This is a genomic window from Alcaligenes sp. SMD-FA, assembly GCF_025960365.1.
Lineage (GTDB): Bacteria > Pseudomonadota > Gammaproteobacteria > Burkholderiales > Burkholderiaceae_B > Alcaligenes > Alcaligenes aquatilis.
On sequence record NZ_CP110108.1, the window covers coordinates 806,203 to 819,227 of the forward strand.

General features: G+C 56.7%; 10 protein-coding genes. 5 read left to right on the forward strand and 5 right to left on the reverse strand.

The window, feature by feature from the left end:
* Window positions 1-127 precede the first annotated feature (127 nt).
* Complete coding sequence (lpxC, locus tag OKX01_RS03700; protein WP_094195758.1) at window positions 128-1,051, forward strand: UDP-3-O-acyl-N-acetylglucosamine deacetylase; 924 nt, start codon at window positions 128-130, stop codon at window positions 1,049-1,051.
* Window positions 1,052-1,084: 33 nt separating this feature from the next.
* On the opposite strand, the gene OKX01_RS03705 is transcribed toward lpxC, so the two are convergent.
* Window positions 1,085-1,567: a DciA family protein gene (locus tag OKX01_RS03705; RefSeq protein ID WP_164461430.1), complete on the reverse strand. Its 483-nt coding sequence runs from the start codon at window positions 1,565-1,567 to the stop codon at window positions 1,085-1,087.
* A gap of 18 nt (window positions 1,568-1,585) precedes the next feature.
* Here OKX01_RS03705 and OKX01_RS03710 point away from each other — a divergent pair, with 18 nt between their 5' ends.
* The 3 genes from OKX01_RS03710 to OKX01_RS03720 all read left to right on the forward strand — a co-directional run bounded on the left by OKX01_RS03710 (window position 1,586) and on the right by OKX01_RS03720 (window position 6,472).
* Complete coding sequence (locus OKX01_RS03710; RefSeq protein WP_230019064.1) at window positions 1,586-2,518, forward strand: M23 family metallopeptidase; 933 nt, start codon at window positions 1,586-1,588, stop codon at window positions 2,516-2,518.
* Window positions 2,519-2,637: 119 nt separating this feature from the next.
* Entirely contained in the window at window positions 2,638-5,367 is a 2,730-nt protein-coding gene (gene secA, locus OKX01_RS03715) for a preprotein translocase subunit SecA (RefSeq protein WP_264672459.1), read from the forward strand.
* A gap of 211 nt (window positions 5,368-5,578) precedes the next feature.
* The gene (locus OKX01_RS03720) at window positions 5,579-6,472 is read left to right on the forward strand and encodes a DUF1932 domain-containing protein (RefSeq protein WP_094195761.1); all 894 of its coding nucleotides are present in this window, start codon (window positions 5,579-5,581) and stop codon (window positions 6,470-6,472) included.
* Between the two features lie 389 nt (window positions 6,473-6,861).
* On the opposite strand, the gene mgtE is transcribed toward OKX01_RS03720, so the two are convergent.
* From mgtE to OKX01_RS03735, 3 genes are all read right to left on the reverse strand, one after another.
* Window positions 6,862-8,343 carry a magnesium transporter gene (mgtE, locus tag OKX01_RS03725; protein ID WP_094195762.1) on the reverse strand — a complete coding sequence of 494 codons (1,482 nt, stop codon included), beginning with the start codon at window positions 8,341-8,343 and terminating at the stop codon, window positions 6,862-6,864.
* Window positions 8,344-8,364: 21 nt separating this feature from the next.
* A complete protein-coding gene (locus tag OKX01_RS03730) occupies window positions 8,365-8,709 on the reverse strand; it encodes an acyl-CoA thioesterase (RefSeq protein ID WP_003803527.1) in 345 nt (114 codons plus the stop codon).
* A gap of 186 nt (window positions 8,710-8,895) precedes the next feature.
* Window positions 8,896-10,095, reverse strand: coding sequence for a M20 aminoacylase family protein (locus OKX01_RS03735; RefSeq protein WP_094195763.1), 1,200 nt, complete (start codon window positions 10,093-10,095; stop codon window positions 8,896-8,898).
* Between the two features lie 80 nt (window positions 10,096-10,175).
* Here OKX01_RS03735 and OKX01_RS03740 point away from each other — a divergent pair, with 80 nt between their 5' ends.
* Window positions 10,176-11,873 (forward strand): AMP-binding protein, encoded by a 1,698-nt coding sequence (locus tag OKX01_RS03740; RefSeq protein ID WP_125277031.1) that lies wholly within the window; start codon window positions 10,176-10,178, stop codon window positions 11,871-11,873.
* Window positions 11,874-12,030: 157 nt separating this feature from the next.
* Here OKX01_RS03740 and OKX01_RS03745 read toward each other — a convergent pair whose 3' ends face one another.
* Window positions 12,031-12,894, reverse strand: coding sequence for an inositol monophosphatase family protein (locus OKX01_RS03745; RefSeq protein ID WP_264672460.1), 864 nt, complete (start codon window positions 12,892-12,894; stop codon window positions 12,031-12,033).
* Window positions 12,895-13,025 lie beyond the last annotated feature (131 nt).

Consider the following 13,025-nt stretch of genomic DNA (forward strand, 5'->3'; position numbering starts at 1 on the left):
TGCTTTGTCGTGCTCTGGTGTTTGATGCTTGGCAATGACGCAGGTTTGAAGAAAGCCTATAGTGGATAACCCGTATTACGGTTACAATAGTCTTTGCGAACAACACTTTACAAATACAAGAATAGCTATGCTTCGTCAGCGCACCATCAAAAATGTCATCAGTACCAAAGGAGTCGGCTTGCACTCTGGTCGTCGTGTCGAACTGACACTGCGTCCTGCTGCGCCTGACACGGGTATTGTGTTTCATCGTGTTGATTTGCCCGAAATCGTGGATTTACCCGCTCAGGCAGACAAGGTCGGTGGCACACGTATGGCTTCGGTGCTGATCAAGGATAATGTCCGGGTGTCGACCGTGGAGCATTTGATGTCGGCCATTGCTGGTCTGGGCATCGATAATCTGCACGTGGACCTGACGGCTGAAGAAGTCCCCATCATGGATGGCAGCGCCGGTACGTTTGTGTACTTGTTGCGTTCAGCGGGTTTGCAAGAGCAGGAAGCGGCCAAGAAGTTTTTGCGTGTCCTCAAGCCTATTGAAGTTTCTGAGGGCGAGGGACAGGACATTAAATGGGCTCGTCTGGAGCCCTATGAAGGCTTTGCCCTTCAGTTCTCTATCGATTTTCATCACCCGGCTATTGATGCAACGGCCAATTTTGCCGAGGTGGATTTTGCGCATGACTCGTATGTGAAGACCATTTCCCGTGCGCGCACCTTCGGGTTCGCCAGCGAAGTGGAAGCGTTGCGTGCGGCAGGTCTTGCCCGTGGTGGCAGTTTGGACAATGCTATCGTCATGGACGAGTACCGCGTCTTAAACAGCGATGGTTTGCGTTACGAGGACGAGTTCGTCAAGCACAAGATTTTGGATGCTATTGGCGACTTGTACCTGATTGGCCATCCCCTGATTGCGCGCTATGTGGCGTGTAAATCTGGCCATGGTTTGAACAATCAGTTGGCGCGCGCCTTGCTCGCCGCTCAGGATAGCTGGGAACTGGTGACTTTCGAGTCCGCTGCCAGCGCGCCCCATGCATTTTCCAGCGAGTGGAAATTCGCCTGATACTTGTTTAGGGTTTCGATCGTGGTGCTTTGTTTAGCCACGATGATGGCGCAGCAAGCGTTCGATGGCTTGCGCCAAGGGACCTTGAGGCAATGAATCATGGAGCTTTTCGAATGATTCCAGGGCCCGCTCGTCCAGGACTTGTACCTGGCGTGTGGGCTTTTCTGTCACGCTTGCAAACAAATGGGCTTGCACGTGAACCAGCGCCTCGTTAATGTTCCAGCCAGCGGCATTCATCTTCCGTATGACTGTAGGTAAAAGCTGGCGTAGCTTGGCCGCATGCGCCGCGCTGGGAACTGCCAGCGTCAATTGCTGTCTGTCTATACGGGCTACTTTACAAGCCTTGCCTAAAGCTGGTGGCAAGGCTTTGCTTACATGGGTCTGTGCCGCCATCAGCTGCCGGGCCATTTCCAGTACCTGGGAACCTTGCTGGTCGCTAGCCAGCCAACCCAAAGCGTGGCTTTGCCCGCTACTGCGTTTTGGCGCGGATGAGGAAAAAGGGGGCTTCCAGGTCATGTTCGAGGTTATACGAGAGTGGATCAACATAAAGACTATACGTCCTTAGATGCCAAAGCCAAAGGGGTGCGCCGTACGGTGATTGCCCTGGTGGCTTTGGTATCGCTGGGCGTTTCCGCAGCGGCGGGAGCTCTGGTGCAGTCGCACTGGGGGGATCGCAGCGGCATGTCGCTGGATACGGATATGGCCCAAAGCCAGGCCGCCGCCATGCAGGACAACGTTACCCGTCTGGCTGAAAAAGTCGGCGGTTTGCAGGCCAAACTGATCGAGATGGACGGTGTCAGCAAACGCGTGGCCAAAGCCGCCGGTATCGAGTATACCGATCCGGAGCTGGCCGGTGCCATGCCGGTGCAGGATCTGGCCGTCATGGACAGCATGGACGGTGCCGATCTGGTCTGGAGTGCTGACCGTTTGGGTGAGCAGCTGGATAATCTGGCCAAACAGATGTCCGAGCAGCAGGACTGGTTCCAGATGTTGGACAGTGTGCTTACCGAGCGAACCGGCAATGAGGCCCGCCTGCCCAATTACCGCCCGGTGGATTACGACGAGGTGGCGTCCTCCTTTGGCTGGCGTCGTCACCCGATTTCGGGTCGTCACGCCTTGCACGAAGGTTTGGATTTCCCCGCTCCCAAAGGTACGCCTATTTACGCGGCATCCGGTGGAGTCGTGTCCGAAGCCCGTTACATGACAGGCTACGGCAAGCTGGTGGAAATCAATCATGGCAATGGCATGAGCACGCGATACGCCCATGCGTCATCAATCGTTGTTAAATTAGGCGACGTAGTAGAAAAAGGGCAGTTGATTGCCCGTGTCGGATCGACCGGACAGTCCACTGGTTCGCACCTGCATTTTGAAGTGCGCATGGCCGGGCATGCCCTGGACCCCAAGCTTTTTCTGCCGGCGCGTGAGTACGTAGAACAGCAGATCGCGCAATTGGATTCGGACAAGTAGCTCCGTCTTGCAGCATGTGCGTTAAACTGATTGTTTGCTTGCGCATCCCTTTTAACCAGAGATAGGCTCGAGGCACAGATTCAAGCCCTTGCGGCCTCGCCTACATTGACGACACAAGAATGGTTTCATTGCTGAAAAAGCTTATTGGCAGTCGTAACGACCGACTGCTCAAACAGTACCGTAAGCAGGTCGCCCAGATTAATGCTCTTGAGCCTGCCATGCAGGGTCTGAGTGACGAGGCCTTGGCAGCCAAGACGCAGGAGCTGCGCCAACGTGTTCAGGATGGCGCCTCGCTTAACTCGCTCTTGCCCGAAGCCTTTGCTGTGGTGCGTGAAGCAGGTATCCGTGTATTTGGCATGCGCCACTTTGACGTACAGATGCTCGGTGCCATTGCTTTGCACAATGGCAAGATTTCCGAAATGCGTACGGGTGAGGGTAAAACCCTGACTGCGACCTTGGCCGTGTACCTGAATGCACTGTCCGGCAAGGGCGTGCATGTGGTGACCGTCAATGATTACCTGGCACGACGCGATGCGAACTGGATGGGCCGTCTGTACAACTTCCTGGGTTTGAGCGTGGGTGTAGTGGTTCCCCAGCAAGACAATGCCGAGAAGATTGCCGCCTACCAGGCCGACATTACCTACGGTACCAACAACGAATTTGGTTTTGACTACCTGCGCGACAATATGGAATACCGCGCAGAGGATCGCCGCCAGCGCGGTTTGTCCTACGCGATTGTCGACGAAGTTGACTCCATCCTGATCGACGAAGCCCGTACACCGCTGATCATCTCCGGCCAGGCCGAAGACAATACCGAGCTGTACGTGCGCATGAACGTGGTCCCGCCCATGCTGACCCGCATGACGCAAGAGCCTCGTCCACACGAGCCCGAGCCCGAAGGCGACTTCTGGGTCGATGAAAAGGGCCAGCAAGTTCATATTTCCGAAGCCGGTCACGAGCGTGCCGAGCAGATTTTGACTGAAATCGGCCTGCTGCCCGAAGGCGAATCGCTGTACGAGCCACGCCATATTTCTTTGATGCACCATTTGATGGTCGCCCTGCGCGCCCACAACCTGTTCTTCCGCGACCAGCAATACGTGGTTCAGGACGGTGAAGTGGTGATCGTGGACGAATTCACGGGCCGTTTGATGGCCGGTCGCCGCTGGTCCGATGGCTTGCATCAGGCTGTGGAGGCCAAGGAAGGCGTTCGTATCCAGAACGAAAACCAGACCCTGGCGTCGATTACCTTCCAGAACTACTTCCGCATGTATGACAAGCTGGCTGGCATGACCGGTACAGCAGATACGGAAGCCTACGAGTTCCAGGAAATCTACAGCCTTGAAACCGTCATCATTCCACCGAATCGTCCGCTGGCCCGCAAGGACCAGAACGACCAGGTCTTCAAGACCGATGACGAGAAGTTCAACGCCATTCTGAAAGATATCCAGGACTGCCACGAACGTGGTCAGCCTGTTCTGGTGGGTACCACCAGCATTGAAAACTCCGAGCTGATTTCCACACGCTTGAATGCCGCAGGCGTCAAGCACGAGGTGCTGAACGCCAAGCAACACGCCCGTGAAGCCGATATCGTGGCTGAAGCCGGTATGCCGGGCCATGTCACCATCGCGACCAATATGGCCGGTCGTGGTACTGACATTGTGTTGGGTGGCAGCATCGAGCGTCCGATTGCCCAGGTTCGTGAAGACGAGTCTCTGAGCGCCGAACAGAAAGAAGCCAAGATCCAGGCTATTCGCGCTGCGTGGGAGCCCTTGAACCAGCAGGTCAAACAGGCCGGCGGTTTGCGCATTATTGGTACCGAGCGTCACGAGTCCCGCCGTATCGACAACCAACTGCGTGGTCGTGCCGGTCGTCAGGGTGACCCAGGTTCCTCGCGCTTTTACCTGTCGCTGGAAGATTCGCTGATGCGCATCTTCGCTGGCGATCGTGTGCGCGCCATCATGGAGCGCCTGCGTTTGCCAGAGGGCGAGCCGATCGAAGCCCGTATGGTGACCCGTTCCATCGAGTCCGCCCAGCGCAAGGTCGAGGCCCGCAACTTCGATATCCGTAAACAGCTGCTGCAGTATGACGATGTGGCCAACGATCAACGCAAGGTGATCTACGCCCAGCGTAACGAAGTGCTGGAGTCCGCTGACATTACCGACACCATCAGCAGCCTGCGCGAAGCCGCTGTCAGCCGTCTGTTCCGTGAATACGTGCCGCAAGACACGATGGAAGAGCAATGGGATATTCCCGGCCTGACGGCTGATTTGCAAAGCACCTTCCAGATTGAGCTGCCTTTGGCTGAAATGCTGGAGAAAGAATCCAATCTTAACGACGACGACCTGCATGATCGCGTCATCGCAGAATCTCAGCGCCTGTTGCAAGCCAAGATTGACCAAGTGGGTCAACCTAATTGGGGCAATTTCGAGCGCTCCGTGCTCTTGCAGTCCATTGACACGCAATGGCGTGGTCATTTGCAGGCTTTGGATCATCTGCGTCAGGGTATTCATCTGCGCGGCTATGCCCAGAAAGACCCTAAACAGGAATACAAGCGCGAAGCCTTTGAGTTGTTCTCCGACATGCTGGATCGTGTACGTGATGAAGTAGTCAAAGTGCTGATGACGGTGCGTATCCAGACACCGGAGCAAATCGAGGAAGCAGCTGTCGAGGCGCCTCCAGCCAACTCCAATGTTCGTTTCCATCATTCGGACTATGATGCCGCCCTGAGTGGTGAAGACCCCGGTCTGGATGAGGCGGCCAAGGGCGAAGTGCCACGTGTAGGCCGTAACGACCCTTGTCCTTGCGGTAGCGGCAAGAAGTACAAGCAGTGCCACGGCCGTTTGAGCTGATGCTGTCTCAAGCCCCTCGGCCTACCGGCTGTTAGATAAAACCCCATGTGCTATAAGCCATGGGGTTTTTTCTTGGGTGGTGGCCTCGCTTGTGTAGCTAGGCTTCTGGATTGCTGCATCGTGCTCATTCATGGCCATTTTTCCCTGTAAGCTACAGGGCGCAGCCTGATGCTACCGGCTGCTGCCTATCGTTTTTCTGCGTATTTTCTCTATGACACTATCTCCCTTATTGCATCGTGTTGCCTTGATCGGGGCGGGCGAAGTTGCGCGTTTTTATAGCGCAGCCTTGAAGGCTGCTGGTGTGCAGGTGCCGTTTATCCTGGTGCGCCGGGAAAGTGCTGCCGCTCGTGAACTGGCTCAGCAGTTAGGGGCGCAGCTGTGTTTGCAGACGAATGCACACTGGCAGGATCTGGATGGGGTGTTGTCCGCCGTGACGGGTACACAGGCAGACGTGGTGGCCAAGACTGTCATGCCGTATTTGTCCGCAGGGACGCTGTATATGGATTTGTGTACAGCCGAGCCTCAGGCGATGGAAAGCATGGATGTCTTAGCGCGACAGCATGGAGTCGAGCTGGCTGACCTGGCGATTATGGGTTCTGTGCCCTCTACAGGCGCTCAGACGGCGTTGTTGGCCGCCGGGCAAGGGGCTGGTAGGGCTGCGGCGTTTTGGCAGGCTCAGGGGGCTCCTGTGCGTATTTTGTCGGGGCAGGCCGGGGATGCGATGCGCTTGAAGTTGTTGCGCAGCCTGATGACTAAGGGCTTGGAAGCGTTGGGGATTGAAACTCTGATGCTGGCCGAGCAAATGGGGCTGCGGGACGAACTGTATGAGGTGCTGGAGGATTTGAACCAGCGGGGCTTGCAGGACTTCATGGAATCCTGTTTGCGCAGCCATCTGGTTCATGGTGTGCGCCGCCGTGACGAAGTTCTGCAAGTACGCCGCCAACTGGATCTGGCAGGCATTGCACCCAGAGTGACCAATGGCGTGCTGGATTTCTTTGAACATACGGCACAGACTGAGTCGTTACAACGAAGTCAGGTTGTGGAGACGAAGGAGAGTCTGGAGGTCTTTTTGGAAGAGGCCCGATCGTCGTCCCCCCGTTCTTAGTTGCTTGGAAGGTCAGTTTGGCGCTTGCGTCAGGTGCTTGGCGTCTGAGTTTGAGGCCTCTTGTGGGATTGGCTATCAAGATTTTCCCCTGAGAAGGATAAAGAGCTTGTGCTTAATGAGATGAAGCAAACATACTGAAAGCCAACGAGCCAACGAGCCAACGAGCCAACGAGCCAACGAGCCAACGAGCCAAGGAGCCAAGGAGCCAAGGAGCCAAGGAGCCAACGCCGCGATACTTGGGTGTTCCGGCGGTCCGGCGGTCCGGCGTCCCGGTGTTCGGATTTCCGAGTTTCCTGGTGTTAAAAGATTAAAAGACGTGATCGAAGCCCTTTGAGGCAGATAAAAAAACCGGCCAGGAGCCGGTTTTTCTAATCATGCCTGCTGGCCACCTACAGCAAAAACACCGTCGCCAGTCCCAGGAACAGCAAAAACCCCAGCGAGTCTGTTGCAAAGGTCAGCAGTACCGAGGAACCTACGGCCGGGTCATTGCCAAAGCGGTCGCGCAGGATCGGGATTAGCACACCCAGTGCGGCCCCAATCAGCATATTGCCGATCATGGCGGCCATCATCACCGCAGCAATGGCAATGGAGCCGGAGATAAACCAGGCAAAGAAAGCGGTTACTGCACTGCCACAGACCCCGACCAGAAAGGTCACCAGCAGCTCGCGCTTGATCAGTGGGATGACGTTGGAACCGGTGACACGGCCAGTGGCAATGGCACGAATAATCATGGTCATGGTCTGGTTGCCGGAGTTGCCGCCAATACCGGCCACAATCGACATCAGGAACGCCAGGATCACAATGTGGCTGACGGTGTCCTCAAAGCGCGAGGCAATGAAAGAGGCCGTGGCCGCCGTACAGAGGTTGATCAGTAGCCAGGGGGCCCGGTTGCGGATAGCGGTGCGGATGGGGGCGAAAATGTCATCCTCTTGCAGACCGGCGCGAGACAGAGCCTGCTCTTCCGAGTCCTCTTGCAGCACGTCCACGACCTCGTCAATGGTGACTCGGCCAATCAGGCGGCCAATATCGTCCACCACCGGGGCGGACACCAAGTCATAGCGCTCAAATGCCCCGGCGGCATCCGAGTCCGAGTCCAATGGATTCAGAGTCAGGTAGTCGGTGGACATGGCCGAGGACACCAGAGTTTCGGGTTCGCTGACCAGCAGACGTGTCAGCGACAGGGTTCCCTGCAGTTTATCGGCACGGTCTACCACGAAGATCTGGTCAGTGTGGTCTGGCAGTTCCTGCAGGCGACGCAGGTAACGCAAGACCACTTCCAGGGTCACGTCCTCGCGCACGCGCACCATGTCAAAGTCCATGATGGCACCCACCGTATCTTCGGGGTAGCCCATGGCTTCGATCAGTTGCGCACGTTCTTCGTCCGTCAGGCCGCGCTGCACGGCGGCCACCACATCGGGCGGCAGGTCGGGCACCAGATCGGCGATTTCGTCGGCATCCATATTGCCGGCGGCGGCGATCAGGTCTGCCGCATCCATGGAGCGAATCAGCGACTCACGGGCCCAGTCCGCCACTTCCAGCAGCACGTCAGCATCGTGCTCGGCATCCACCAGTTGCCAAATGGCCTGGCGTTCCAGCTCGGGCAAGGACTCCAGAATGAAAGCAATGTCGGCCGGATGCAGATCGTTCAGGATGGCCTTGATCTCGCTTTCATGCTGGCGATGGATCAGGCCTTCAAGCAGGTTGGAACGGTCGTCGTCCTCGAACTGGCGTTGAGCCAGTGACTCGACCACCTCTTGGCGTTTGAGGATGTTTTTCAGGCGGTAAAGTGCCTGCTGCGCGTCCTCGGGCTCCAGGCGGCGTGGCTTGGGAGTGTCACTGGGCGAAGTGGGGTGTACCAGGTTTTCCTGCATAGGCCTGCCTGTCACAAATGCTTAGAGAGGGGGCAGCGGGCGGCTGCGGCGCTCGTCATCGGTGGCCACATACGTCAGCGTGGCTTCCGTTACCTTGACCGTTTCCAGTTGCAGGCGTTTGCGTTCTGCATACACTTCCACCGACACCGTAATGGAGGTGCGGCCAGTTTTGATGATTTCTGTGTAGAAGCTGAGCAAGTCACCCACAAACACGGGCTGTTTGAAGGTGAAGGCATTGACGGAAATCGTGGCAACCCGGCCTTGGGCACGTCGTGTTGCAGGAATTGCTCCGGCAATGTCCACCTGAGACATGATCCAGCCACCGAATACATCGCCGTGAATATTGGCGTCGGTGGGCATGGGCATGACGCGCAGGGTGGGGGCTCCGTCCGGGAGCGAAGAGATGTTGCTTGAAGTAGTCACAAATACTCCCGTATAGGAGGAAAGGGTGGTGGGACCGATGCCCGTAGCGCGCGGGCGCACGCCGTCAACAATAGAACTTGCCATTGTAACGGCAAGCTTTAACCCCGCTATGAAACATTTGTTAAAGCATCAATGATGTTGTGCCAGCCAGTCCAGGGCCAGCTTGGCCCAGTAGCTGGCACCAATGGGGATCAGGGCGTCGTTGAAATCGTAGCTGCCGTTGTGCAGCATGCACGGACCCATGCCGTGACCAGGGCTGCGATGATCGCCATCGCCATTGCCTAACCAGACATAGCAGCCGGGGACTTCCTGCAACATGAAGGAGAAGTCTTCGGCACCCATGGAAGGGCGGATGTCCTGACGCAGCTTGTCGGGGCCGGCCAGTTCCCGGATGACTTGCGCGCAAAAGGCTGCTTGTTCGGGATCATTGATGGTGGGAGGGTAGCGGCGGTCAAAGTCGAATTCGGCCTTGCAGCCTTGGGCCGCACAGCTTTGTTCGCACAGTTCGCGCATACGGGTCTCGACCAGATCCAGGGCTTCGGTGGAAAAGGTGCGTACCGTGCCGCGCATGACGGCCTCGTTGGGAATGACGTTGTCGGCAGAGCCTGCGTGAATCTGGGTAATGCTCAACACGACAGGCTCTAGCGGATCCACATTGCGGCTGACGATGGTTTGCAGGCTTTGCGCCAGTTGCACCGCTGCCATGATAGGGTCCACGCCCAGATGGGGCATGCCACCATGGGCTCCTTTGCCTTCAATGCGAATTTCAAAGGTATTGCTGGAGGCCATCATGGCGCCAGGTAAAACGCCGAAGGTGCCGGCAGGCATACCGGGCCAGTTGTGCAGGCCAAACACCGCTTGCATGGGGAAAAGCGTGAACAGGCCGTCCTTGATCATCTCGCGCGCGCCACCAAAGCCCTCTTCGGCAGGCTGAAAAATCAGATAAATAGTGCCAGCAAAATCGCGGTGTTCGGACAGGTAGCGAGCTGCGCCCAGCAGCATGGCGGTATGTCCATCGTGTCCACAGGCGTGCATCTTGCCGTCGTGGCGGCTTTTGTGTTCAAACTCGTTCAGCTCCTGCATGGGCAGGGCGTCCATATCGGCACGCAGCCCCACCGATGGGCCCTGGCCGCCGGTGCCCTTCAAGATACCAACAACACCTGTGCCACCCAGTCCGCGATGCACCGGAATGTCCCATTTCTCCAGCCAGGACGCGACCTGATCGGCCGTCCGGGTTTCCTCGAAAGCCAGTTCGGGGTAGGTGTGGAGATCACGCCGGATGGCCGCAATTTCATGGGACCAGGCGGAAATGGGATCAAACAGCTTCATGATGCGGGCTTGTCCTTGGGCTTGAACAATAAAGTAGAGTAGAGTTAACCATAAATAAACACGTATTAGGTGACAAGCCCTTGGATACTCAGCAAAAACCTTGGCTCGAGCATTATCCGGCCTCCGTGCCCCATGACATTCAGCTAGGCGCCGAGCAGACCTTGATCGATTGTCTGGATGCCGCCATGAAAAAGCATAAGGACAGGACTGCGCTGACCTTTATGGGGCATGACATTTCCTACGAGCATCTGGACCGCAGCGCAGATGCGTTTGCCGCCTGGTTGCAAGCCCAGGGCCTGGAGCGTGGCAGCCGTGTCATGCTGATGTTGCCCAATGGGCTGCCTTTCCTTATTTGCTTGCTGGGCACGATGCGAGCGGGCATGGTGGGCGTCAATACCAACCCCCAATACACCGAACGTGAGCTTGAGTTTCAACTGGCCGATAGTCAGGCCCAGGTTATTGTGATTCTGGAGAATTTTGCGCATGTGCTCCAGCAGGTTCCGGCGAATGTGAAGCCCGCCCATGTGGTGGTGAGCACCGTGGGCGACCTGATGGGACTTAAGGGCAGTGTGGTGAATTTTGCCGTGCGTTATTTGAAACGTATGGTGCCGTCTTATTCTTTGCCCGGTTCGCAGCGTCTGGAAGCAGTGCTGGAGCGGGGCAGCAAATTGAGCCTGAGCCGTCAGCCCGCCAAACCGGATGATTTGGCGCTGCTGCAATACACGGGTGGTACAACGGGCCGCCCTAAAGGCGCCATGCTGAGCCAACGCAATCTGATGGCCAACGTTTTACAGGTGGAGGCCGTGGGCTTTCCCGCTTTGGGTGACTTCAAGGGCCCTGCCTACACCATGATGGTGGCCTTGCCGCTGTATCACATCTTCGCGCTGACCGTTTGTGGCTTGTTCGCCATGTATGCGGGTATGCATATGGTGCTGGTGATGAATCCACGTGATCTGAATTCGGTATACAAGGCCTGGAAACGCAATCCGCCCGAAGTTGTCCCCGCCGTCAATACCTTGTTCAATGCGCTGGCGAATCACGAAAAATTCCGTACTTTGCCGTTTGCACAACTCAAGCTGTGCCTGGCCGGTGGTGCCGCTTTGCAAAAGGCCGTGGCCGAGCGCTGGCTGGCCGTGACAGGCTGCCCCTTGATAGAAGGCTACGGCCTGTCGGAAACTTCGCCGGTGGTGGCGGTCAATGCGACGGACTCGCGCGAGTACAGCGGTACGATTGGCTTTCCCTTGCCGTCTACTGATGTGCTCTTGCTCGATGAACAAGGCCAGCCAGTGGCGATGGGTGAGCAGGGCGAGCTGGCCGTCAAAGGGCCCCAGGTAATGTCGGCTTACTGGAATCAGCCCGAGGAAACCGCCAATGTCTTTACGCCTAATGGTTTCCTGAAAACGGGTGATATTGGTGTCATGGATCAGCAGGGACGAATTCGCCTGGTGGATCGCAAGAAAGACATGATTCTGGTGTCGGGCTTTAACGTTTATCCGAACGAAATTGAGGACGTGGTTGCGGCTCATCCCGATGTGCTGGAAGTGGCGGCGGTCGGAGTGCCCAGCGAGCATAGCGGTGAAAGCATCAAGCTGTTTGTGGTCAAACGCAATTCATCACTGACTGAAGCCGATATCAAGCAATGGTGCAAAGAGCGTCTGACGGCGTACAAGCGTCCCCGTATTATTGAGTTCCGTGATGAACTGCCCAAGAGCAATGTGGGCAAGATCTTGCGCCGTGTCCTGCGGGACGAGCAAGCCAAGCCTGAAGCGCAGGCTTGATTTGGCGGCTTGGAGCAGGGGGCGATTATTCAGCAAATCGTCAAACCTGGCCTGCAACCTGATCTGCATGAAAAAAGCGAGCCGTTTTAAATGGCTCGCTTTTATTGGGTGATGAAGATCGGAGCAGGAAGTGTGGCAACCGGCCCCGAATAAGGCGTTAAGGTTTGGGTTTGGTCGGACGCTGTGTCAGCGACGGGCGCACCATGCCCAGCAATTCATCGGCAATGTGGGCATTGCCTGCGTAGACGTGGCCACTGACGGGCCAGGGCTCTTCCTGATACAGGTCCTGGCACACGCCCTTGGCTTCACGCACCAGCAAAGTACCCGCAGCAACGTCCCAGGGGGCCAAGCCCATTTCCCAGTATCCGTCGTAACGGCCGCAAGCGACCCAGGCCAGATCCAGCGCGGCGGCACCCATGCGACGTACCCCACGGCTGCCGGTAATGGCGACGTTCAGGCTGGGCATGTACTGGTCGGAAAAAGAAAAGTCGCGAAATGGAAAGCCGGTGGCCAATACCGAATCCGCCAGTTTTTTCGATGAGGATGTTTGAGTACGGCTGCCATTTAACCAGGCGCCCACCCCGTACATGGCTGTAAACAGCTCTTCGCGATTGGGGTCGTAGACCACGGCAATGACTGGGGTGTCCTGGGCTAGAACGCCGTTGTCCATTTGGGTGCCAGCAGGCGCAATCAGGGCGACCGAAACGGCATAGTGCGGGATGCCGTGCAAGAAATTGGTGGTGCCATCGAGCGGGTCGATATACCAGGTGGGGCGGCCTGTATTCACACCGCCGCTTTCTTCGGCCACGATATCAATGTCTGGAGTGCGTTCCATCAACACACTGATGCAGGCCTGTTCGGCTTCGTGATCGGCTTGTGACACCAGATCGTTGTGCATTTTGTTGCTGATCACCAGAGAGCTACGGTCCGACGCATAGGCTTGTAAAATAGCGGCGGCGGCATGGGCTGCAGTAACAGCAGCGTCCAGGCAGGCGCTGAGCGGTAAACGTGACAATGGCATGGCAATCCGGTTTTAAAAAGAAGAGTCTGAAAGAAAGACCTTTGATTGTACGTGTTTGTTGGTGTCAGTTTGATTAAGGCCAGTTTAAGGGGTTAGAGCGTGTGTGAGTGTTGTGATGGGCAGGAAAATTA